Annotated in this window: 21 protein-coding genes; 9 read left to right on the forward strand and 12 right to left on the reverse strand. The window is 56.6% G+C overall.

Going from position 1 to position 21962, the window contains the following annotated elements:
- Window positions 1–4: 4 nt before the first annotated feature.
- Genes lolB1 through dut form a run of 3 tightly spaced genes read right to left on the reverse strand, consistent with a single transcriptional unit; the run spans window position 5 to window position 3060 of the window.
- Window positions 5–832, reverse strand: coding sequence for a lipoprotein insertase outer membrane protein LolB1 (gene lolB1 / locus QUW60_RS09860; RefSeq protein ID WP_289560172.1), 828 nt, complete (start codon window positions 830–832; stop codon window positions 5–7).
- Window positions 829–2610 carry a tetratricopeptide repeat protein gene (locus QUW60_RS09865; protein WP_258337125.1) on the reverse strand — a complete coding sequence of 594 codons (1782 nt, stop codon included), beginning with the start codon at window positions 2608–2610 and terminating at the stop codon, window positions 829–831. The genes lolB1 and QUW60_RS09865 overlap by 4 nt, the downstream gene beginning before the upstream one ends.
- A 15-nt stretch (window positions 2611–2625) precedes the next feature.
- Window positions 2626–3060 (reverse strand): dUTP diphosphatase, encoded by a 435-nt coding sequence (gene dut, locus QUW60_RS09870; protein WP_258337238.1) that lies wholly within the window; start codon window positions 3058–3060, stop codon window positions 2626–2628.
- 132 nt (window positions 3061–3192) lie between these two features.
- On the opposite strand from dut, the gene QUW60_RS09875 reads away from it, so the two are divergent.
- Window positions 3193–4524, forward strand: a complete 1332-nt coding sequence (locus tag QUW60_RS09875) for a deoxyguanosinetriphosphate triphosphohydrolase (RefSeq protein WP_289560174.1) — start codon at window positions 3193–3195, stop codon at window positions 4522–4524.
- A gap of 22 nt (window positions 4525–4546) precedes the next feature.
- Here the strand turns inward: QUW60_RS09875 and QUW60_RS09880 are convergent, their stop codons facing one another.
- From QUW60_RS09880 to QUW60_RS09890, 3 genes are all read right to left on the reverse strand, one after another.
- Window positions 4547–6100, reverse strand: coding sequence for an ATP-binding protein (locus QUW60_RS09880; protein ID WP_258337127.1), 1554 nt, complete (start codon window positions 6098–6100; stop codon window positions 4547–4549).
- Window positions 6101–6172: 72 nt separating this feature from the next.
- Window positions 6173–7828 (reverse strand): AMP-binding protein, encoded by a 1656-nt coding sequence (locus QUW60_RS09885; RefSeq protein WP_258337128.1) that lies wholly within the window; start codon window positions 7826–7828, stop codon window positions 6173–6175.
- 23 nt (window positions 7829–7851) lie between these two features.
- Window positions 7852–8409: a helix-turn-helix domain-containing protein gene (locus QUW60_RS09890; protein ID WP_258337129.1), complete on the reverse strand. Its 558-nt coding sequence runs from the start codon at window positions 8407–8409 to the stop codon at window positions 7852–7854.
- 141 nt (window positions 8410–8550) lie between these two features.
- On the opposite strand from QUW60_RS09890, the gene QUW60_RS09895 reads away from it, so the two are divergent.
- Window positions 8551–8940, forward strand: a complete 390-nt coding sequence (locus QUW60_RS09895; protein WP_289560177.1) for a hypothetical protein — start codon at window positions 8551–8553, stop codon at window positions 8938–8940.
- Window positions 8941–8961: 21 nt separating this feature from the next.
- On the opposite strand, the gene QUW60_RS09900 is transcribed toward QUW60_RS09895, so the two are convergent.
- The 4 genes from QUW60_RS09900 to proB all read right to left on the reverse strand — a co-directional run bounded on the left by QUW60_RS09900 (window position 8962) and on the right by proB (window position 11540).
- Entirely contained in the window at window positions 8962–9306 is a 345-nt protein-coding gene (locus tag QUW60_RS09900) for a HigA family addiction module antitoxin (RefSeq protein ID WP_289560179.1), read from the reverse strand.
- A 6-nt stretch (window positions 9307–9312) separates the two neighbouring features.
- Window positions 9313–9513: a hypothetical protein gene (locus QUW60_RS15115; RefSeq protein WP_434736861.1), complete on the reverse strand. Its 201-nt coding sequence runs from the start codon at window positions 9511–9513 to the stop codon at window positions 9313–9315.
- Window positions 9514–9938: 425 nt separating this feature from the next.
- Window positions 9939–10442: a DUF4112 domain-containing protein gene (locus QUW60_RS09910; RefSeq protein WP_258337133.1), complete on the reverse strand. Its 504-nt coding sequence runs from the start codon at window positions 10440–10442 to the stop codon at window positions 9939–9941.
- Window positions 10443–10457: 15 nt separating this feature from the next.
- Window positions 10458–11540 (reverse strand): glutamate 5-kinase, encoded by a 1083-nt coding sequence (proB, locus tag QUW60_RS09915; RefSeq protein WP_289560181.1) that lies wholly within the window; start codon window positions 11538–11540, stop codon window positions 10458–10460.
- 436 nt (window positions 11541–11976) lie between these two features.
- Between proB and QUW60_RS09920 the strand changes: the two genes are divergently transcribed.
- Complete coding sequence (locus QUW60_RS09920; protein WP_258337135.1) at window positions 11977–12765, forward strand: Cof-type HAD-IIB family hydrolase; 789 nt, start codon at window positions 11977–11979, stop codon at window positions 12763–12765.
- Window positions 12766–12778: 13 nt separating this feature from the next.
- Here the strand turns inward: QUW60_RS09920 and QUW60_RS09925 are convergent, their stop codons facing one another.
- Window positions 12779–13513: a class I SAM-dependent methyltransferase gene (locus tag QUW60_RS09925; protein ID WP_258337136.1), complete on the reverse strand. Its 735-nt coding sequence runs from the start codon at window positions 13511–13513 to the stop codon at window positions 12779–12781.
- Window positions 13514–13523: 10 nt separating this feature from the next.
- Window positions 13524–15041: a sulfatase gene (locus tag QUW60_RS09930; protein ID WP_289560185.1), complete on the reverse strand. Its 1518-nt coding sequence runs from the start codon at window positions 15039–15041 to the stop codon at window positions 13524–13526.
- A gap of 153 nt (window positions 15042–15194) precedes the next feature.
- Here QUW60_RS09930 and QUW60_RS09935 point away from each other — a divergent pair, with 153 nt between their 5' ends.
- From QUW60_RS09935 to QUW60_RS09960, 6 genes are all read left to right on the forward strand, one after another.
- Window positions 15195–17279 carry a S9 family peptidase gene (locus QUW60_RS09935; RefSeq protein ID WP_258337138.1) on the forward strand — a complete coding sequence of 695 codons (2085 nt, stop codon included), beginning with the start codon at window positions 15195–15197 and terminating at the stop codon, window positions 17277–17279.
- 185 nt (window positions 17280–17464) lie between these two features.
- Window positions 17465–17947: an arginine repressor gene (locus QUW60_RS09940; protein WP_289560187.1), complete on the forward strand. Its 483-nt coding sequence runs from the start codon at window positions 17465–17467 to the stop codon at window positions 17945–17947.
- A 19-nt stretch (window positions 17948–17966) separates the two neighbouring features.
- Window positions 17967–18536: a GNAT family N-acetyltransferase gene (locus tag QUW60_RS09945; RefSeq protein ID WP_258337140.1), complete on the forward strand. Its 570-nt coding sequence runs from the start codon at window positions 17967–17969 to the stop codon at window positions 18534–18536.
- Between the two features lie 26 nt (window positions 18537–18562).
- Window positions 18563–19768, forward strand: coding sequence for an argininosuccinate synthase (locus tag QUW60_RS09950; protein WP_258337141.1), 1206 nt, complete (start codon window positions 18563–18565; stop codon window positions 19766–19768).
- 14 nt (window positions 19769–19782) lie between these two features.
- Window positions 19783–20751: an N-acetyl-gamma-glutamyl-phosphate reductase gene (gene argC / locus QUW60_RS09955; protein ID WP_289560190.1), complete on the forward strand. Its 969-nt coding sequence runs from the start codon at window positions 19783–19785 to the stop codon at window positions 20749–20751.
- Window positions 20752–20763: 12 nt separating this feature from the next.
- Complete coding sequence (locus QUW60_RS09960) at window positions 20764–21888, forward strand: aspartate aminotransferase family protein (RefSeq protein WP_289560193.1); 1125 nt, start codon at window positions 20764–20766, stop codon at window positions 21886–21888.
- Window positions 21889–21962: the final 74 nt, after the last annotated feature.

A 21962-nucleotide genomic window follows, 5' to 3' on the forward strand; every position in this document is an offset into this window, starting at 1 on the left:
CACGTTATTTGACCAGCATATCCAACAATTCGCGCAGCTCCATCCTGCGGTATTTCGAAGACAAGGCGGACGAAGATTCCCAGTCGGCACTTACAGACATGCGCGAGAGCTTCATGTCGAGCGAAAAGTTCTTTGCCGGCACGCGGGCAACGATGTGCCTCGGGAAAAGCTTCCCGTCGAGCCCGGAGAAGTCGCTATAGTCCCACTCCAGCGCATAGCCGTCCATTCCGTCCAGCCCCACGCATGTTTTTTCAAGCAGGCCGCTTTCGGTTCCCGTGAAGAACTGATACGACAGGGCGCGCGAAGACTTCGGCACGATCATCGCCCTGCTCCCCGCCGGGAACACACGGAATCGCCTCACGTCGCCCGCCTCAAGCTGGGGCTTTCCGGGGAGGAACACCTCGTTCATGAAAAGCGACTGCAAGGCATTGAAGTCGATTTCCGTCCGCAGCATCCCGCTCAACGACTCGAACGAAATCTCCACATAGCGCTTGTGCAGGCGGTCGACGGCAAGGATGCGCTCGGGAGTGATTTCCATCCGCGCCACTTCGATGCCCAGCAAGGGAGCCACAGACAGCTGGATCACCTCGCCCTTCTTCATGCGGAGCGTGGCGTTCAGGCTGGCCGACTTGCCGTCCATATCCAGGCTGAAGGCCACCTTTCCCGTCAGCGCCTGCCAGCGCGGGGCATATTCGATGACCTTTTCCAGATACTCTTCGCCCTTCAGGTTTCCGATCATCTGCGACTTTCCGGCGTGGCGCGAAGAAGAGCAGGCCGCCGCCAGAACGACAAGCGCCATGATTCCGAGATAACGTAAAAAAGATGTTTTCATTCGGCTATGTATTTTTTCAAAGCTATTTTCCGTTTCAGACGCTTCAGTTCGGCTTCGGTGCGCGGAGTGGAGCCGTCGTCCGGACTGGGGTCCATGCCTTCGGCCTTCTTCCAGTATTCCAAAGCCTTGTCTTTCTCGTCCAGCATATAATAAATATCTCCGCAATGCTCCACGATCACCTGGCTCGTGTCGCCTCCGTTCCTCATCGCCTGCTCGATGTAGATGCGCGCCTCGGTGTAGCGTTCCTTCTCGAACAGAATCCAGGCGTAGGTGTCAAGATACGTGGCGTTTTCAGGCTCCGCCTTTACCGTGCGGTAGCTCATCTCCTCCGCCTTGTCGAGGTCTTTCCGCTCTACCGAGAGGTAATAGGCATAATTGTTCAGCGTGGCGATGTTGTTCGGATTGTACACCAGCGCCGAATCATAAGCCGCATACGCTTCGGCCTTCATCTGCTTCGTGCTGTAGATGTCGCCCAGGATAGCGTAGAAGTCCGAAACGATGCCCTTGTCGCTCTTTTCGTTGACCTGCCTGATTCCCTTGCGGAACACCTCCAGCGCCTTGCCGGTATCCTTTTTCTGATAGTATGCCAGCCCCAGGTAGTAGTAGAACTCCATGGCGTCGGGATTGTATTCGAGCGCCGGAGCGGCCACTCTGACCACCTCGTCCAGATTGTTCTCGCGGATGGCATACGCCAGGAGCTGAAGGCGTGCGGGCTTGTTCTCGGGGTCGATCGAAAGAATCTGGTTGAGCACCGGAACCGACTCCTTCTCCATCTTCTTGGTAATCATGTACTGCGCGCAGAGCATGGCCAGGTCAGCGTTCGGCTGGGGACGCTCCAGAATCCGCCTGAAGAGGCCGACGATTTCCGTGCTGTCCCCGGCGGTCTGCTCCGACACCAGGATCAGCTGGCGCATAAGCTCCATCTTCGTGTCCGACGGCACGTTGTCGTTCACCAGGATCGTGTCGATCTGCGCCCGGTAGAGGCTGTCGTTGCCCGTCTTCTTGTAGTACTGGGCAAGCGAGATGACGGTGGGTGCATACCCCGGCACCTCGTTCAGGATGCGCCGGTAGGTGTCGTAAGCCTCCTGCGCCTTGCCGTTGTCAAGATACACGTCGCCCAGCATATTCTGGTAGCGCATGTCATAAGGATACTCCTTCGACAGGCTTTCTATTTCGCTGAACGCCTTCTCCTTGTCGCCCGTCTGCAGATAGCAGCGGAACTTCTCCATGCTGATCTGCTCCGACTTTCCGTCGAGCTCCTCCAGGCGGTCGAGCACCTTTATCTCTTCGGGATAGCTTTTGGTCTGCCCGTAAAGGTCGACGAGCGAGATCAGAGGCTCCAGGCGCGAGGGGAACTGATGGGCCATGTCTTCATACACGGCTATGGCCTTCGGGATGTCACGCTTCTGCTGGTAATAGGCGGCCAGCGTCTGCTTGTACCAGAAGTTCGACTCGTCCGAGCGCACGGCCTGCTTCATGGCCTCCTCTCCCTTCTTCTCCTGTCCCAAGGCCATGTAGAACTGGGAAATCTCATACAATGCGGCGGCCGAGCGCGGATTGATGTCCAGGCAATGGCCGTAGAGTTCGAACGCCGCGTCGAGGTCGCCCTTTTCCTTCATCCGCAGAGCCTCCAGAAAGAAATAGTCGAACTTCCGGCGCTGCTCAAAGGTCAGCGGGTCTTTTTCGTGCGCGGGTCTTGCCGCGCGCTGGTGCCCCGTAGTGCCGCAAGCCGCAAGCAGGGCCACGATGCCCGCCAGATAGAAAATCTTCCTCACCATAATCCGTAAGCTTATTTATACCGTACCCGTATGTCCGAATCCTCCGGCTCCCCGCTCCGTATCGTCAAGCGCCTCCACTTCCTGCCATTCGGCCTGCTCGTGGCGTGCGATGACCATCTGCGCGATGCGCTCGCCATCCTCGACCACGAAGTCTTCTGCCGAGAGGTTGACGAGGACAACGCATATCTCTCCCCGGTAATCCGCATCAACCGTGCCCGGAGAGTTGAGCACCGTAACGCCCTTCTTCACGGCCAGCCCGCTGCGCGGGCGCACCTGGGCCTCATAGCCCGCCGGGATGGCCGCATACAGGCCCGTAGGCACCAGACACCGCTCCAAAGGCTTCAGCACGATGGGCGCATCAATGTTCGCACGGAGATCCATGCCCGCCGACAAGCTTGTGGCATACTGAGGCAACGGATGTTTCGACTTGTTTATAATCTGTATCTTCATCTTTTCCGCCATATACGTCTTGTTTAAGAATGCGAATTTACACATTCCGCGGAATTAATGGCGCCATTTACCATTTTTTTATATTTTTGCAATCAAGTTTTGGATTTACCCTTTCAAACAAAAGCACTGACAATGAACTGGAAACAACTTCTATCGAACAAACGCTTCGGGCTTGAGAACCTGCACGAGAAACGGAAAGAGGACCGCACCGAATTCCAGCGCGACTACGACCGGCTGATCTTCTCGGCCCCGTTCCGCCGCCTGCAGAACAAGACCCAGGTGTTTCCGCTTCCCGGAAGCATCTTCGTGCACAACCGCCTGACCCATAGCCTGGAAGTTTCGTGCGTGGGACGCTCGCTGGGAAACGAAGTCGCCGCCGAGCTTCTGAAGAAGCACCCCGCGCTTTCAGACACGCACATCACAGAGATAGGCTCCATCGTGTCGGCCGCATGCCTTGCCCACGACCTGGGGAACCCCCCCTTCGGGCACTCGGGCGAGAAGGCCATCGGCACCTACTTCTCCGAGGGGAAGGGCATGGCGCTCCGCCCGCTCCTGACGGACGCGGAATGGAAAGACCTGATTCATTTTGAGGGCAACGCCAACGCCTTCCGCCTGCTCACCCACCAGTTCCAGGGCCGGCGCCCCGGAGGGTTCGTCATGACCTACTCCACGCTGGCGTCCATCGTGAAGTATCCGTTCTCTTCGCGCCTTGCCGGAGCGAAACAGAAGTTCGGCTTCTTCCTGAGCGAGGAGGACGACTTCAGGCGGATAGCCGACGAGCTGGGCATCAAGCGGCTCAGCAAAGAGGGAGAGCCCCTGCGCTACGCCCGCCACCCGCTGGTGTATCTGGTGGAAGCCGCCGACGACATCTGCTACCAGATGATGGACATAGAGGATGCGCACAAGCTGAAAATCCTCACCACCGAGCAGACCAGGGACCTGTATTGCCGGTTCTTCACGCCGCACCGCATGGAAAGGGTGGAAAAGATATGCAGCATGGTTGACGACACGAACGAGCAGATAGCCTACCTGCGCTCGTCGGCCATCGGGGTGCTGATAAGCGAATGCGTGCGGACGTTTGCAGACAACGAGGAAAGCATCCTGGAAGGAGAGTTCGAGGGCACCCTCATCGCCCACCTCTCCGACCACGTAAGGGAGGCATACAGGCACTGCTCGCAGACGGCCTTCGACAAGATCTACTTCTCGAAGGATGTGGTAGACATCGAGCTGGCCGGCTTCCAGGTCATCACCACCCTCATCGACCTGATGATCGACGCGGTGCGCTATCCCGAAAAGGCCTACTCGCAGCTGCTGATCAACCGCGTGTCGAGGCAGTACGAAATCCAGGCTCCGACGCTCTACGCCAGAATCCAGGCCGTGCTCGACTACATTTCGGGGATGACCGACGTGTACGCGCTCGACCTGTACCGGAAAATCAACGGGAACAGCCTGCCGGCGGTGTGATTCCGCCCCGGGGGGGGGGACTTCAGCGCTCCCGCACCTCCCACTTCTCGATTCCCCGGAGCGCATTGCTGAAGTTCACCCCCACCTTGAAAAGCTTCCGCGGGTCGGAGGCGAAAGGAAGGGCATAATTTCGCTCCTCTATCTGGCGGAGGGCGCCTTCTGCCGTGCCTTCGAGCTTGAACTCCATCACGTAGATGTACTTCTCGGTCTGAAGGACAAGATCGATCCGCCCCCGGGAAGTATGGTATTCCACCTGCGTGAAGAAGCCCATCAGCTTGAACACGATGAAAAGCACGTTCTGATAATGGAGTTCCAGATCGCGGGCGAGCTCGTAGGGGGTGTCTGCAAAGAAGCTCTGGAGGCGGCGCATGAACGAACCGACGTTTCCGCTTTCCACATCGCGCACAAACTGGCTTATCCGGAAAATGCTCTCGGACTTGCGTATCGGAGCATAATAAGGAAGCAGGAAACTCATAAAGCCCTTCTCCACCTCTTCGTTCGGGAAGCCCAGGCGGTACAGGCCGAAACGCGCGTCGTAGCCCTTTATCGTCAGATAACCGCTCTGATAGAGTATGGGAACCGGATTGTCTTTCATCGTATCGACACTGCCCAGCACATCCGAGGTGGTCTGCTCGTCCGACAAGGCATACAAGTCATAGCGGCATTCCTTCAGCATCTCTGCCAGAAACGTAGGCGTGCCCGTTTCAAACCAGTAGCTTCCGAACCTGCGCCTGAAGAATGTATTGAGCAGGCTGAACGGATTGTAGATGTCCTCGCATTCAGGAGTGAAATGATAGCCGTCATACCATTCCTTCAGCTTTCTGAAAGCATCCTCATCCGCCATTCCGTTGGCGTCGGCCAGCAGATGAATGTCGTCCGCAAAATTATGCGCAAGTTCCTTTTCCGTGATGCCGCATACAGAAGCATACTGCCCGTCCATCGAGATGTCAATCAGATTGTTCAGATCGCTGAACACGCTCACCTTGCTGAACTTCGTCACTCCCGTAAGCAAGGCAAAGCGGATATAGGGGTCGCAGCTTTTCAGCACGCCGTAAAAGGCCTTGAGCGTGTTCCGGTAATCAGTCTGCAGGGAATCGTTGCCTATGGACTGGAGAAGAGGCTTGTCGTATTCGTCAACCAGTATCACCGCGTTGTGCCCCGTCTTCTCGGCCGCGCGCTGCACCACCCCCTGAAAGCGCAGGGAAAGCGAGGTTTCAGCCTCTTCCCGGCCGTATTCCTTCTCCCATTTGGTCAGGGCAGCGTTCAGGATGTCGGCCAGACTTTGGGGCGTTTCGTATTTCTGCGAGTTCAGGTCGAGGTGAAACACCGGATATTCCGTCCATTCCCGTTCCAGACGCTCCATGGCAAGTCCGGCAAACAGCCCTTTCTTCCCCAGGAAGTAAGCCTCGAGCGTAGACACAAGCAGGCTCTTGCCGAACCGGCGCGGGCGGCTCAGGAAATAGTGCTTTCCGGTTGTCGCCAAACGGTACACCAGGGAAGTCTTGTCCACATAAACATATCCGTCCTCACGGATTCTTTCGAAACTCTGTATGCCTATCGGATAAAGTCTGCTCATAACGCTTGAACTTGAACGGTTGGGAGGGCAAAGATAAAAAATTATACGGCGCGTGCAAAGCCTCCGGGGGGGTCACCCGTTGTCCTTCTGGCGGATTTCCACGCGGCGTATCTTTCCGCTGATGGTCTTGGGCAGCTCGTCGACGAACTCGATGACGCGCGGATACTTGTAGGGAGCCGTGACGCGCTTCACGTGGTCCTGAAGCTCCTTTACCAGCTCGGGGCCCGCCTTCGGCCTGTATTCCTTCGACAGGACGATGGTGGCCTTCACCACCTGCCCCCGGATTTCGTCGGGCACGCCCGTAATGGCACACTCCACCACGGCGGGATGCGTCATCAGCGCGCTTTCCACCTCGAACGGCCCGATGCGGTAGCCCGAGCTTTTGATCACATCGTCGGCGCGCCCCACAAACCAGTAGTAGCCGTCCTCGTCGCGCCAGGCCACATCGCCGGTATAGTACACTCCGTCGTGCCACGTGGCCTTGGTCAGCTCCGGATCGCGGTAGTATTCCTTGAACAGGCCCAGCGGCTTTCCCTTGCCGGTGCGCACCACAATCTGCCCCTGCTCGCCGTCTTCGGCCGGACGCCCGTCGGGCTTGAGCAGGTCGATGTCGTACTGCGGGTTGGGCACGCCCATGCTTCCCGGCTTCGGCTCCATCCACGGGAAGGTGGCGAGCGTGAGCGCGGTTTCGGTCTGCCCGAACCCCTCCATCAGGCGGATGCCCGTAATCTTCTTGAACGTTTCATAAACGGAATAGTTCAGCGCCTCGCCCGCCGTAGTGCAGTACTCCAGCGAAGAGAGGTCGTACTTGCTCAGGTCTTCCCGGATCAGGAAGCGGTAGATGGTGGGAGGGGCGCAGAGCGAAGTGATGCGGTAGTCGTGGATTTTCTGGAGGATGTCGGCCGGAGTGAACTTCTCATGGTCGTACACGAAGATGTTCGCCCCCGCGATCATCTGCCCGTAGAGCTTCCCCCACACGGCCTTTCCCCATCCCGTGTCGGCGATGGTGAGATGGAGGCTGTTCTCGTTCAGGTTGTGCCAGTAGCACCCCGTGGCGATGTGCCCCAGGGGATAGGTGAAGTCGTGCGCCACCATCTTCGGCTCGCCGGTTGTTCCGGAGGTGAAGTACATGAGCGAGATGTCGCCGTTGGCGTTCGCGTGTGCCGGCCGCACGAACGGGGCTGCGCTTTCAATGCCCTTGTGGAAGTCTTCGAACCCTTCCGGACATTCGGGGCCCACGCTCACCAGCTTCTCCACGGTGGGCGATTCGGGCATGGCGTCGGCGATGTGCTTCGTGATGACCGGCTCTCCGGCGGCCACAATGGCCTTGATGCCTGCGGCCTGACACCGATAAACAATATCTTTCTTGGTGAGCAGATGGGTGGCGGGGATGGTGACCGCCCCGATTTTGTGAAGGGCGATGATGGAGAACCAGAACTCATAGCGGCGCTTCAGGATCAGCATCACGCGGTCGCCCTTTCCGATGCCGATGCGCTGGAAGTAGGACGCCGTCATGTCGGTATACCGCTTCAGGTCGGCGTATGTAAACTGGATATGCTCTCCCTTGTCGTTCGTCCAGAGCAGGGCCTTCTTTTCCGGACGCTCTTCGGCCCATGCGTCCACCACATCATACCCGAAATTGAAGTTTTCGGGCACCTTTATCTTGAAATTTTTGATGAAATCTTCCTGCGAAGTGAAGTGTGTCTGTTCAAGAAATCTCTCTAGCATAATATCCTTTTCCTTATTTTTAGTTACTGCATAATGACGGCCAAGAACTTCACCGTCTTTCCGTCGAGCGCCTTCATGCCGTGAGGCAGGGAAGAGTCGAAATAAAGGCTGTCGCCCTCGTTCAGCACCAGGTCTTTCCCGTTGATGCTCAGAAGCATGCGGCCTTCAATCACCAGATTGAACTCTTGCCCGCCATGCGTATTGTAATATATCGGTGTGTCATCGGGCTTGGGCTCCACCGTCACGATAAACGGGTCGGCGATACGCCCCCGGAAACCCGAGGCGAGCGACTGGTACTTGTAGGCTTTGGTCCGCTCCACGGAGATGCCCGTGCCTTTGCGGGTGAGGAAATAGGAGTTCATCTTCGGTTCTTCGCCGAACATCAGCACGTCGAGCGGAATCTCGAACCGGCGGGCGATCTGCTGCAAGGTGCTGACCGCGATGTCATGCTCGCCCGATTCTATCCGGCGGTACTCGTCGGCCGTCATCCGGCATCTGTCCGCCATCTCTTCTATTGTCAGGTCAAGCGCGTCGCGCAGGCCTCCGATGCGTTCGGCAATCTGTCTTATCTGTTCGTCCATAGTGTTATTCTGTTAGTTCCTGCCAAAAATACGAAAGATTCTGATACGGAAAAGCAAAAAAGCAGGAAAAAAGTTTCAGAAAGAACCATTTCGCTTGAAAGAATGAAAGCAATCGCGTAACTTTGCGCGAAAAAAGCAGGAATGATCAAACAAGACTATCTGATACGGATGATCCAGCAGGTGATTTCGGCCATCGTGGAATCGCTTCTGCGCCGCAAGCCCATGCGGAAGCAGGAATGGGAGGAATACGACGGCATGGCACGCCAGATTCTCGGATTCTCTGCCGAGGAGCTCAAGACGATGGACATCAGCGATGTGCTCGGCCGGTATGACGGCGACAAGGACCGCATGGACAAAATCGAACTGGCAGCCATGGTGCTCCTGAAGATAGCGGACGAAACGGAAAGCGACCCGGAGCTGAAGGCCAAGTTCCGCCGGGACGGAACGGAGCTGCTGGAATACGTGCAGCGCAACGGGCATACGTATTCGCTCCAGCGGGAGATGCTGGTCGCGATGCTGAAGGGGCGCTGACGTTTTTTCATGCGCATGCATTCAAAGCATTGCCGCAACCTTCCGTATATTCTCCAGACGCTGCATGAACGACTTGTCCTTTTTCGCGGCACGCATGTTGTACCTCATCTGGAGCCGCATCAACGGTTCGGCATCCACTCCTAAAGCCGCCTCAAACATCATGGCCGTTTTCTCCGTAACAGGCCGGCGTGCGTTGAGTATCTCGTTCAATACCGAATGGCTTATGCCCATCTGCTCCGCAAGTTTCCGCTGGGAAATCCCTCTGCATCCGATTTCCTCTTTCAATATTTCTCCCGGATGCGTGGGGAATGCGGGTTCGAGATTGTTGGCAATCATATTGGGGTCAATCCCTTGAATCGTAATCATAATCAATCATTTATAATGGTTCGACAAATCTGTTATGTTGCATATCGTGGCAACGGTTTCACCGTCCCTGACGTACTCCTCAAATTCGATGCGGTACTGGTCATTCACCCTGACGGAAGACAGCCCGGCCTTATCCCCTTCCAATCTCTCGTAATTCAGGGAGTTATAACGCATAAGTTCCAGAACGCTGGAAGTATCTCGCATCAAATCTATCACCCGGATATATTTCCGTATAATTTGAGGCTGAAAGCGGTGTTTCTTATCCGTTTTGCCCGTACTATAACATTACCTGAAGATATTCCTCGTTAAAGATTATTTCCATACTTCCGTTTTATTGTCTGCAATGATACGGACTTTTCCTGATATTCGCAAAAAAAGTGAACGCTTTTACAGAATAAAAACATTTCGGGCACGGCACAGGTATCTGCCTTGGCGGCAGAAACGAGTTCCTTTTCATTCGCCCTCCCTGAACAAGTCCGCAAAGTCAGTATGCCCAGGAGGCCGGCGCACAGACAGAGGGCTGCAATCAGCCCGGTGCGGAAGCGGTTCTTCATGTTCTCACATCAGATTAAGCCTTACAAATATAGCGGAATTACCGGACAATCCAAAGCAAGTGTCGGGAAAACAAGGGTTCAGGAAAACAGCCCGCCAAGAAAATCCCCTGCTCCGGAAGCCACGCTTATGCCCAGCCTCACCAGCCAGCAGATAACCGCGCAGCAGGCCGCGATGAGAAGTGCCATCCGGAACGCGTTCCGGTTCACCCTCCCGATGATTTCCCTGTCACCCTCCACGAAACCGACAATCAGTCTGAAGTTCTGCAGGTAGCCGCGGTTGAACACATCGATGACGTTGCCTATCCAGAACGGAACCAGCCCCAACGCCACATCGCGCAGGGTGTTGAATATCACCGCAAGCGTCAACGGGAGGGAGCGCACCTGGAATATGCTTACATAAAGGAACGGAACGGCAAGCACGGACGAGAGGAAATCGCCCGCTCCAGGCAGAAGACCGATTATCGGGTCGAGGAAATACCTGTCCATCCACCGGGCTATAATCCTGATTGAGCGGTAGGCAAGCGACCGCTCGATGCGGAGGCGACGCTCCGGCCGGATTCTGCAGTTCTGTGGCTTTTCCATGAGCCTCCCCGCCCCTTACTCCAGATACAGATAATCGTAGTGCACCAGCGGCTTCTGGCCGTGCTTTCCCAGCATCCGGCGCGCCTCGTCCGAGTCCACGCCCACGCGCCCCACGCCGATCAGCCCGCCGTCTTCGCCGGTTATCCGCACGATGTCGTCTTTCTCGAACTCGCCCTTCACCTCGGCCACGCCCACGGGGAGGATGCTCACGGCCCTGTCGCCCCTCACGGCGTCTGCCGCCTTCCGGTTCAGCCTCAGCTCGCCCTTGGCGAACCCCTCGCTGTGTGCAATCCACTTCTTCACGCTCGACACTCCCCCGTCTGAAGGCACGAAGCGCGTGCACACCGTGGTTTCGGGCCGCAGCATCAGGTCGGTCAGGATGTTGTCCCGCCTTCCGTTGGCGATGATTACGGTGATTCCCTCGTCCGCCACTTTCCGCGCGATGGTCGTCTTGGTGAGCATCCCTCCCCGTCCGAAGCCCGACTTCTCGGTGCGGATGTAGTCGGACAGGTCTTTTCCGTGCTCCACCGTGCGTATCACCTCCGTGCCGGGGTCGGAGGGGGAGCCGTTGTAGATGCCGTCGATGTTACTCAGGATGATGAGCGCCTGCACGCCGAGCATCGAGGCCACCAGTCCCGAAAGCTCGTCGTTGTCGGTAAACATCAGCTCGGTCACGGACACGGTGTCGTTTTCGTTGACGATCGGGATGACCCCGTTCTCCAGCATCACGCGCATACAGCTGCGCTGGTTCAGGTAGTGGCGGCGCGTGGCGAAGCTCTCCTTCGCGGTCAGCACCTGCCCCACGGCGATGCCGTGCTCGCGGAACAGCTCGTAGTAGCGGTTTATCAGCTTGGCCTGCCCCACGGCCGAGAAGAGCTGGCGCTGCTCCACGCTGTCCAGCTTGCGCGCCGGCTTCAGTTCGCTCCGTCCCGAGGCCACGGCTCCCGAAGACACCAGCACGACTTCCACTCCGTTTTTGTGAAGCTCGGCCACCTGGTCGACCAGGGCCGACATGCGCGTCACGTCCAGCGTGCCGTCCTTGCGCGTCAGCACGTTGCTTCCTATCTTCACGGCTATGCGGTTGAATTGATACTCCATCGTTTGTCAGTTTTTCGGTTATATGCCTGCAAATATACGGTTTATGGGGGAGATATGCAAAAAACACACTCAACTCCTCACCCTCGGAGAAGCTTATATGAAGAAGAGGATTTTCTGAAGGAGGCGGTGTCAAGATGAAGCTCTGTTTTCATTTTTCATTTGTCATCCTGAACGCCTGCATCCACGTGGATGTGAGATTGGCTTAACGCCAGACGTTGTTTCTTCTCCCTTACGGTCGTCAGAATAACAGGAGAGATAAGGATAATCCGTCATTGGTAACGCTGTTTCTTCGCTATGCTACCAATGATATTTACTTTTGACAGTCATATCCTAATACTGCCCCGGCCTCCCTCCTCACTTCTCCTGCCCTTTCGGAAGCTCCGAACGGATATTTTCAGTAAATTTGCACGCAAAACAAGAAAAACGACAATCCGATATGGTCAAGGCAATCTTCTTCGACATTGACGGCACGCTGGTTTCATTCCGCACGCATGCCGTCCCCCAGTCTGCCCGCGACGCCCTGAAAGAGCTGCGCGCCCGGGGAGTGAAAACGTTCATCGCCACCGGACGCCCGAAGCAGCTGATGATGGAAGCGGCAGGCGACCTGGAGTTCGACGGCTACATCACGCTCAACGGGGTGCACTGCTTCACCGCCGGCAACCGCGACATCTACAGGAGCCGGATTCCGGAAGACGACGTGGAGCGTCTGATAGCCTACTCGCACAGCCATCCCGAAACTCCCTTCGTGTTTGTACACGACGACACATGGTTCATCACCCGTGTGGACGAAACGGTAAGGGAGGTGGCAGCGCTCATCGAAATCGACATCCCGCCCGTGCGCCCGGCCGAATACGCCAGGGGCAAGGAAATCATGCAGATCATGGGATACTTCCCCGAAAAAGACGACGGGGAAATGTTCTCGCGCACGCTGAAGCACTGCACGCCCATGCGCTGGTATCCGCTCTTTGCCGACATCATCGCCGCCGGAAACAGCAAGAGCCACGGCATAGACAAGGTGCTGGAATACTACGGAATCAGCCTGGAAGACACGATGGCCTTCGGCGACGGGGGAAACGACATACCCATGCTCTCGCACGTGAACATAGGCGTGGCCATGGGCAATGCCTCCGAGAAGGTGCAGGCCGCGGCCGACTATGTAACCTCGTCCGTTGACGAGGACGGCATCGCCAATGCCCTGCGCCGCTTCGGCCTCATCGGAGGCTGAGGCCTGCCGCCCTTCAGCGGAGCGTCAGGCGGGCAAGATAGTCGTAGTGCTCTCCGCTCTGAACCTTTTCGGCTCTGAAGCCGTATTGCGAGGCGTAGAGCGAAAGCGTGCCGAAATCGATGTAAAGCCAGTCGAAAGGATCTCCCTTCACGTTCTTGTACTGCATCCGGAAGTCCACCTGCCCGTAATAGTCCGCGGCGAGGTCGACCGCAAAGCTCCCGTCCCCGTCCTCAAAAAGATAGCGGAGGTCGCTCGAGTCCATCAGCACGCATCCTCCGGGAGCCAGGAGCTGCTTCATGCGCCTGAAGAACGCCCCGATGTTTTCAAGCCTCCCGATGATGCCCGAACCGTTCATCAGCATCAGCACCGTGTCGAACTGTCCGGCAAGGCGGGGGTCGAACAGGTTCACGAGCCGCGCGTCCAGTCCGCGCGCGCGCATCACCTCCACCGCCAGGGGGGAGATGTCTGCCGGCAGGGCGTCTTTTCCCATCTCCTTCAGGGCGAGCGTATGGCATCCGCTTCCGGCTCCCACATCAAGGATAAGGCCGCCGGCAAGCTGGAGAGCCTTCTGTTCGAGCGCAGGCATTTCCGGATAGGTGCGGAAAAGCCCGGCCACGGGAATTTCGTCTTCGTCGAACTGCGACGAGAACACCCTGAGCCTCCCGGCTTTCCCCGTGCTGTAATAGTCGCGGATGGCGGCTCCCATCGGGTCTTTTTCGGGAGCCAGGCAAGTTGTATCTGTCGTCATCGTCTGCGGGTTATTTCAGGTGAAGTTTTATCGGCTTGAGCGGGTTCCCTTCCTTGTCCACGGGATAGAGGGCCTGTTCCGCCTCCAGTTCGGCGGCCATGGCATCCACCATCTCCGCCAGGCGCTCCACATCGGCGGTGGCAAGGTTATGCACCTCAAACGGGTCTTTCTTCAGGTTATACAGCTCGCACACGGGGCGGTCGGGCATCAGGGGATTGTAGTAGTAGATCAGCTTCCAGTCCCCGTCGCGGTAGGTGGTGAAATAGCTTCCCCGGTGCTCGTGGGGGAAGTGCATCAGGAACTTCTCCTGACGGCTCCCGTTCTTCTTTCCCTCCAGCTGCACAGACAGGTCTGTCCCGTCGAGCACATAGCCTTCGGGGGCTTTCACTCCCGCAAGGGCAAGCAGGGTGGGATAAATGTCCATCACGGTTCCCATCTGCGTCTGTATGCTTCCGGCAGGTATCGGAAGCTCTTTCTGGAAGCGGTTTCTCCCGTCGGGCTTCGCCCAGCAGGCGATGAAGGGGACGCGCACGCCTCCTTCGTATTCGCTTCCCTTCTTCCCTCGCAGGGGAGCCGACGAGGTGTATCCCTTCTCGTCGCCCAGGGGAGCGTCCGAACCGTTGTCGCCGAGGAAGATGACCAGCGTATTCTCCGCCTCTCCTATTTCTTCCAGGTGGTCCATCATGTCGCCCAGCGACTTGTCCATTCCCTCGATCAGGGCGGCAAAAGCTCTTGCCGCGGGCGATTTGCCGGGGTCCGTATAGTTTCCGATAAACCGCTTGTCGACTTCAAAGGGCGCATGGACGGCATAGTGGCCCATATAGAGGAAGAAGGGCTTTCCCGCTCCGACCGCCTTGTCGATCTGCTCGTTCGCCTCGAAGGTCAGGGCGTCGCTCAGGAAGGTGGCGGTTCCGTGATACTTCTCCAGTCCGGGCACGGCACGCGCCTTGTTTCCGCTGATGTTTCCGTATCCCGCCTCGCCGTAATAGCTTCCGGGCTGGCCGATGGAGGACCCTGCGATGCTCACGTCAAAGCCGAGATTCCCGGGGTTCTCTCCCTCGCTCCCGATAGGCCCGAAGTGTGCCTTCCCCACCTGTATCGTCCGGTATCCGGCCTTCCGGAGCATCTTGGGCAGGGTGGGCACCTGGCTTGATATTCCCTGCCAGTTCCACTCGGGAGGCCCGAAGGGGGTGCGGTTGTTGTCTTCCGAGTTTATCCAGTTGGTGGTGCGGTGCCGGGCCGCGTTCTGCCCCGTCATGATGGACGCGCGCGAGGGCGAGCTTACGCTCTGCGCATAGAAGGTGGAGAAACGGATGCCCTGCCTTGCCATCCGCTCCATATTGGGAGTCCGGTACCAGTCGTTCAGGGGATAGCGCCTGGCGTTCCCGTCCCCGTCGGTCAGAAAGGGGAGCGATGTGTCCATCAGCCCCATGTCGTCCACCAGAAACAAAACGATGTTCGGGCGTTCCTGCGCAAAAGCGAACTGTCCCGCACACAACGAAAGGAATAAACACGCATTTCTTTTCATATCATACAGACTTTTTTCATGAATGGTCGTTACTGCTTTTAACTTTCCACAAATATACTGTTTTTTTGCACAAGCTTCCCTCACTCATCAAAAACAAATGCTTATTTTTGCGGCCGGGGAACCTCCATTCAATTAAAATCAATTTTGAAAGACATGAAAATCTCAAAGCAACCAATCATTATCTGCTGGCTCGTGATGCTATGGGCGATGCCGGCATCAGGCATCTCAGGAAACGTTTATCCTTTCGAGGGACTGGACACGCTCGGCAACCGCCTCCAGAAGGTCTATTCGCCCGGAGTGCGGGCCAGCTGGCTGGGCGAGTCGTCTTATTTCTGGTACGAAAACCGCGAACGCAAGGGAACCGCATTCTATCTCGTAGACGCCGCAAGCGGAAAGAAGCGGCAGGCAGACACGCGCGAAGGGCTGGCCGCATACCTGGAAGACCGCCCCGAACTGGCCGCGCTCCTCAAGGGGCAGGCGCCCCAAGCCCGGCAGCAGGGCGCGCCCGCGGAAGAAGGCGTTTCGCCCGACGGGAAATGGAAGGCGTTCATCCGGAACAGCAACGTATACCTGGCTTCGCTCACCGACAAGGATGCGGCTCCGGTGATCCTAAGCAACGACGGAGCGCCGGGATTTGCCTACGGCCAGCTCCGCTGGTCGCCCGACTCGAAGAAGCTGGCCGCAATGAAGGTGCGCGAGGTGAAGGAAAGGCAGATACCGCTGCTCGAGTCGGCGCCCGAATCGCAGCTCCAGCCCAAGCTCCGGTGGATCAACTATGCAAAGCCGGGCGACGTGCTTCCCGTGAGCCTCCCCGCCCTCTTCGACGTGGAGAACATGAAGCAGATTCCGCTGGACACAAGGCCCTACGAACACCAGTTCGCCCTCTTCTTCACCGGCTGGAGAGCCGACAGCAGGAGCTACACCTTCGAGTTCAACCAGCGCGGGCACCAGCGCTACATCGTGGGCGAGGTGCGCGCCGACAACGGGGAGATACGCAGGCTGGTAGACGAAAAGTCGGAAACCTTCATCGACTATACCCGCAACTTCCGCCATGACATAGCCGACGGAAAGGAAATCATCTGGCTCTCGGAGCGCGACGGGTGGAAGCACCTGTATCTCATCGACGGAACGGACGGAAGCGTGAAGGCGTGCATGACCCCGGGCGAATGGGTGGTGCGCAGGGTGGTGCACGTAGACGAGGACGCACGCCAGGTGTTCTTCATGGCATCGGGCATGAACAGGAAAGAAGACCCCTACAACATGCACCTCTGCAGGGTGGGCTTTGACGGGACGGGGCTGGCCGACCTGACGCCCGAAAACGCCAACCACACGGTTTCGTTCTCGGCCGACAGAAGCCGGTTTGTCGACGTGTATTCCCGTCCCGACATGCCTCCCGTCAGCGTCCTGCGCGACGGGCAGACCGGAAAGGTAGTCGCCGAACTCGAAAGATGCGACGTTTCCGAACTCCTGGCCGGGGGATGGGTGATGCCCGAAGTGTTCCACGCAAAGGGAAGGGACGGAAAGACCGACATCTGGGGAACCATCTTCCGCCCCGCCAACTTCGACCCGAACAAGAAATACCCGGTTGTGGAGGACATCTATGCAGGCCCGCACGACTCGTTCGTCAACAAGAACTTCTCGGCCTTCGAATATTACATCACCCCGCTCGTGGAGCTGGGATTCATCGTTGTGAAGATTGACGGGATGGGAACCAACAACCGCTCGAAGGCGTTCCACGACGTGTGCTGGAAGAACCTGAGGGACAGCGGATATCCCGACCGCATCCGCTGGATCAAGGCCGCCGCAAGAAAATACCCCTACATGGACACCTCGCGCGTGGGAGTGTACGGATGGTCGGCCGGAGGGCAGAGCGCGCTGGGAGCCCTCCTGTTCTTCAACGATTTCTACAAGGCCGCCGTGTCCTTCTGCGGATGCCACGACAACCGGATGGACAAGATCTGGTGGAACGAGCAATGGATGGGATATCCGGTGGACGAATCATACAGCCGCTCTTCAAATGTCGACAACGCCCATCTCCTGAAGGGCGACCTGCTCATCATCAACGGAGAGCTGGACGACAACGTAGACCCGGCATCCTCCCTGCAGGTGGTCAAGGCGCTGATGAAGGCCGGCAAGATGTTCGAGCAGCTCTACCTCCCGGGAAGAACCCACAGCCTGGGGCAGAAGTTCGAGGTGTACCGGATGTATGACTTCTTCGTAAGGAAGCTGAGAGACTGACCGCCCAAGTGCGCAGGCTTCGCCCGTGAAACCGGACGGAGCCTGCGCCCGTTTCACGGGATGCAGAGGCGCGCGCATCTCCGCCCGGACAAGCCTCCGCAAAAAAATCCATAAAAAAGAACGCGAAACTGCATATTATTTCAATATAATCCGTATATTTGCGGCGTTTAAAGAATAATTATGCAATGAAGAACAAGAACAGCAGACTTGATTCAATCAAAATGATCATCTCAAGCAAGGAAGTGGGCAGCCAGGAAGAGCTTCTGAACGAACTTGCAAAGGAAGGTTTCCAGCTCACGCAGGCTACCCTCTCGCGCGACCTGAAACAGCTGAAAGTGGCCAAGGCCGCCAGCATGAACGGGAACTACGTGTATGTCTTGCCCAACAACACGATGTACAAACGCATGACCGACCCCCAGCGCGCAAGCGAGATGCTCCGCCACAACGGTTTTGTTTCGATCGAGTTCTCCTGCAACATCGCCGTGATAAAGACACGCCCCGGATATGCAAGCAGCCTGGCCTACGACATAGACATGCACAATTTCTATGAAATAATCGGGACCATCGCAGGCGATGACACCATCATGCTGGTTATCCGCGAAAACATCTCGCGCACGGACGTGCTGGACGCCCTGTCAACCATCATACCGAATATAAACCATATATAATAATCATAGAAGAACAAGAATGGAACCGAATAAACAAATTGATGTAATGGTAGCCGACGCCTCGCACGAGGCATACGTTGACACGATTCTGGAAACAATCAGAGAAGCAGCCAAGGTGCGCGGCACGGGTATCGCCGAACGCACGCACGAATACGTGGCTACCAAGATGAAGGAAGGAAAAGCGATCATCGCCCTCTGCGGGGATGATTTTGCCGGATTCACTTACATCGAATCATGGGGAAACAAGCAGTATGTGGCCACATCGGGACTGATCGTGCACCCGAAGTACCGCGGGCTCGGACTGGCCAAGCGCATCAAGCACGCTTCGTTCACGCTGGCGCGGCTCCGGTGGCCGAAAGCCAAAATCTTCAGCCTCACCTCGGGCGCGGCCGTCATGAAAATGAACACCGAACTGGGCTATGTGCCGGTGACCTTCAACGAGCTGACCGACGACGACGCATTCTGGAAAGGATGCGAGGGCTGCATCAACCATGACATCCTCATGGCTAAAAAGCGCAAGTTCTGCATCTGCACGGCCATGCTCTACGACCCGGCCCTGCACACGGACGACAAGCACAACAATTTTTAAGACTAAACCCGAAAAACATATCAATCATGGAAGAAAAGAAGAAAGTGGTCGTTGCTTTCAGCGGCGGACTGGATACATCGTTCACCGTCATGTATCTGGCAAAAGAAAAAGGATATGAAGTGTATGCCGCCTGTGCCAACACCGGCGGATTCAGCGCCGAACAGCTCAAGAAGAACGAAGAAAACGCCTACAAACTGGGGGCCGTGAAATATGTAACGCTCGACGTGACTCAGGAATACTACGAGAAGAGCCTGAAATACATGATCTTCGGAAATGTGCTGCGCAACGGAACCTATCCCATATCGGTCAGCTCCGAACGCATCTTCCAGGCTCTGGCCATCGCACGCTATGCCAACGAAATCGGCGCACACGCCATCGCCCACGGCTCGACGGGAGCCGGAAACGACCAGGTGCGCTTCGACATGACTTTCCTTGTCATGGCGCCGGGAGTGGAAATCATCACGCTCACACGCGACATGGCGCTCAGCCGCGACTATGAAATCAACTACCTGAAGGAACACGGCTTTGAGGCGGACTTCACCAAACTGAAATATTCATACAACGTGGGCATCTGGGGAACATCCATCTGCGGAGGCGAAATCCTCGACTCGGCACAAGGCCTCCCGGAAAGCGCCTACCTGAAGCAGGTCACCAAGGACGGAAGCGAACAGGTGAAGCTGGAATTCAAGAAAGGCGAGCTGTATGCCGTAAACGGAGAGGTGTTCGACGACAAGATCAAGGCCATCCAGAAGGTGGAAGAAATCGCAGCACCCTATGGAATCGGACGTGACATGCACGTGGGCGACACCATCATCGGCATCAAGGGACGTGTGGGCTTTGAAGCCGCCGCTCCGATGCTGATTATCGGCGCACACCGCTTCCTCGAGAAGTACACGCTGAGCAAATGGCAGCAGTACTGGAAGGACCAGGTGGCGAACTGGTACGGAATGTTCCTCCACGAAAGCCAGTACCTGGAGCCGGTGATGCGTGACATCGAAGCCATGCTGACCGAATCGCAACGCAACGTGAACGGAACGGCCATCCTTGAACTCCGCCCGTATTGCTTCTCTACCGTGGGTGTGGAATCGGAAGATGATTTGGTAAAGAACAAGTTCGGCGAATACGGCGAAATGCAGAAAGGCTGGACGGCCGAGGATGCGAAAGGCTTCATCAAGGTGCTCTCCACCCCGCTCCGCGCTTATTATGCCAACCATAAGGACGAACTTATCTAAGACACGGTCGGACTATGATAAAAGCGGGCATTATAGGAGGCGCAGGATATACGGCAGGCGAACTTATCCGCCTGCTGCTGAACCATCCTGACGCAGAAATCAAATTCATAAACAGCTCGAGCAACGCGGGAAACAAGATTACGGACGTGCATGAAGGGCTGTACGGCGAAACGGATCTGGTGTTCACGGACGAGCTTCCGCTGGACGAAGTGGATGTGGTGTTCTTCTGCACGGCGCATGGCGACACGAAGAAGTTCATGGATTGCCACAACGTGCCGGAAAATCTTAAAATCATCGACCTTTCGATGGATTACCGTATCGCAAGTCCCGAACACGACTTCGTGTACGGACTTCCGGAGCTGAACCGCCGGACCATCTGCCAGAGCAGGCACGTGGCCAATCCGGGTTGCTTTGCCACCTGCATCCAGCTGGGCCTGCTCCCATTGGCAAAGCACCTGCTGCTGAACGGTGACATCATGGTAAACGCCATCACGGGAAGTACGGGAGCGGGAGTAAAGCCGGGACCGACCAGCCATTTCAGCTGGCGCAACAACAATATCAGCATCTACAAGCCGTTCGCGCACCAGCATGTGCCCGAAATCAGGCAATCGCTCAAACAGCTTCAGAACAGCTTCGACTCTGAAATCGACTTCATCCCCTACCGGGGCGACTTTGCCCGGGGCATCTTCGCCACCATCGTGGTCCGGACCAAGGTGGAGCTGGAAGAGATCGTGAAGATGTACGAAGCGTATTATGCCGAAGATTCTTTCACGCACATCGTAGAAAAGAACATCGACCTGAAACAGGTGGTGAACACCAACAAGTGCCTCATCCATCTGGAAAAGCACGGCGACAAGCTGCTGATAGTGTCCTGCATCGACAACCTGCTGAAAGGAGCAAGCGGACAGGCTGTCCACAACATGAATCTGATGTTTAACCTGGAAGAAACGACCGGGCTCATGCTCAAGCCTTCGGCCTTTTAAATATAAAAAGAGATGAAACTTTTTGACGTATATCCCCTTTTCGACATCAACATTGTCAGGGGAAAGGGCTGCCACGTATGGGACGACAAAGGACAGGAATATCTGGACCTTTACGGAGGACATGCGGTTATTTCAATCGGACACACGCATCCGCATTACGTGGAAGCCATCAGCAAGCAGGTGGCCGCACTGGGATTTTATTCAAACTCGGTAATCAACAAGCTCCAGCAGGAGGTGGCCGACCGTCTGGGAGCAATGTGCGGATATGACGATTACCAGCTGTTTCTCATCAACTCGGGCGCGGAAGCCAACGAAAACGCGCTGAAGCTGGCATCGTTCCATAACGGAAGGACACGCGTGGTTTCATTCGCCAAAGCGTTCCACGGACGGACCTCGCTGGCGGTGGAGGTGACGAACAACCCGAAAATCATCGCCCCGGTCAACGACAACGGGCATGTGGTCTATCTCCCGCTGAACGATACGGAGGCCATGAAGGCGGAACTCGCCAAAGGTGATGTCTGTGCGGTCATCATCGAAGGGATTCAGGGCGTGGGAGGAATCCAAATGCCGACAACCGAATTCATGCAAGCCATCCGCACCGAATGCGACAAATACGGTACGGTGTTCATCGTCGACGAAATCCAGTCGGGCTACGGGCGGAGCGGAAAATTCTTCGCCCACCAGTACCACGGCATACGCCCGGACATGATTACCATGGCAAAGGGCATCGGCAACGGATTCCCCATGGGAGGCGTGCTGATAAGCCCGAAATTCAAGCCCGTCTACGGACAGCTGGGCACGACATTCGGAGGAAACCATCTTGCATGTGCGGCCGCAATAGCCGTGCTCGACGTGATGAAAGAAGAACACCTCGTGGAGAATGCGGCAAAAGTGGGAGCGCACTTGCTCGAAGAGCTTAAAAACTTCAAGGGCATCAAGGAGGTCCGCGGCAAAGGACTTATGATCGGGCTGGAATTTGAAGAGCCCGTGAAGGAACTCCGCAGCAAACTGCTGTTCGAGCAGAAGGTGTTTACGGGCGTAAGCGGAACAAGCGTCATCCGCCTGCTTCCTCCTCTCTGCCTCAGCATGGACGAAGCCGATGACTTCTTGAACAGACTGCACTGCATTCTGAAATAAATCAGCCGCTTCCTCACGGAAGCAGAACAGCCATACTTTACGTGAGGCCCACTCACAGAAGAGGCCACAGAACG

Origin of the sequence: Bacteroides gallinaceum, assembly GCF_030373775.1 — a bacterium.
Taxonomy (GTDB): Bacteria; Bacteroidota; Bacteroidia; order Bacteroidales; family Bacteroidaceae; genus Phocaeicola; species Phocaeicola excrementipullorum.

Coding starts and splice junctions, on each gene's coding strand:
- lolB1 (WP_289560172.1), bottom strand. CDS start 832: ATGAAAACATCTTTTTTACGTTATCTCGGAATCATGGCGCTTGTCGTT.
- QUW60_RS09865 (WP_258337125.1), bottom strand. CDS start 2,610: ATGGTGAGGAAGATTTTCTATCTGGCGGGCATCGTGGCCCTGCTTGCG.
- dut (WP_258337238.1), bottom strand. CDS start 3,060: ATGAAGATACAGATTATAAACAAGTCGAAACATCCGTTGCCTCAGTAT.
- QUW60_RS09875 (WP_289560174.1), top strand. CDS start 3,193: ATGAACTGGAAACAACTTCTATCGAACAAACGCTTCGGGCTTGAGAAC.
- QUW60_RS09880 (WP_258337127.1), bottom strand. CDS start 6,100: ATGAGCAGACTTTATCCGATAGGCATACAGAGTTTCGAAAGAATCCGT.
- QUW60_RS09885 (WP_258337128.1), bottom strand. CDS start 7,828: ATGCTAGAGAGATTTCTTGAACAGACACACTTCACTTCGCAGGAAGAT.
- QUW60_RS09890 (WP_258337129.1), bottom strand. CDS start 8,409: ATGGACGAACAGATAAGACAGATTGCCGAACGCATCGGAGGCCTGCGC.
- QUW60_RS09895 (WP_289560177.1), top strand. CDS start 8,551: ATGATCAAACAAGACTATCTGATACGGATGATCCAGCAGGTGATTTCG.
- QUW60_RS09900 (WP_289560179.1), bottom strand. CDS start 9,306: ATGATTACGATTCAAGGGATTGACCCCAATATGATTGCCAACAATCTC.
- QUW60_RS09910 (WP_258337133.1), bottom strand. CDS start 10,442: ATGGAAAAGCCACAGAACTGCAGAATCCGGCCGGAGCGTCGCCTCCGC.
- proB (WP_289560181.1), bottom strand. CDS start 11,540: ATGGAGTATCAATTCAACCGCATAGCCGTGAAGATAGGAAGCAACGTG.
- QUW60_RS09920 (WP_258337135.1), top strand. CDS start 11,977: ATGGTCAAGGCAATCTTCTTCGACATTGACGGCACGCTGGTTTCATTC.
- QUW60_RS09925 (WP_258337136.1), bottom strand. CDS start 13,513: ATGACGACAGATACAACTTGCCTGGCTCCCGAAAAAGACCCGATGGGA.
- QUW60_RS09930 (WP_289560185.1), bottom strand. CDS start 15,041: ATGAAAAGAAATGCGTGTTTATTCCTTTCGTTGTGTGCGGGACAGTTC.
- QUW60_RS09935 (WP_258337138.1), top strand. CDS start 15,195: ATGAAAATCTCAAAGCAACCAATCATTATCTGCTGGCTCGTGATGCTA.
- QUW60_RS09940 (WP_289560187.1), top strand. CDS start 17,465: ATGAAGAACAAGAACAGCAGACTTGATTCAATCAAAATGATCATCTCA.
- QUW60_RS09945 (WP_258337140.1), top strand. CDS start 17,967: ATGGAACCGAATAAACAAATTGATGTAATGGTAGCCGACGCCTCGCAC.
- QUW60_RS09950 (WP_258337141.1), top strand. CDS start 18,563: ATGGAAGAAAAGAAGAAAGTGGTCGTTGCTTTCAGCGGCGGACTGGAT.
- argC (WP_289560190.1), top strand. CDS start 19,783: ATGATAAAAGCGGGCATTATAGGAGGCGCAGGATATACGGCAGGCGAA.
- QUW60_RS09960 (WP_289560193.1), top strand. CDS start 20,764: ATGAAACTTTTTGACGTATATCCCCTTTTCGACATCAACATTGTCAGG.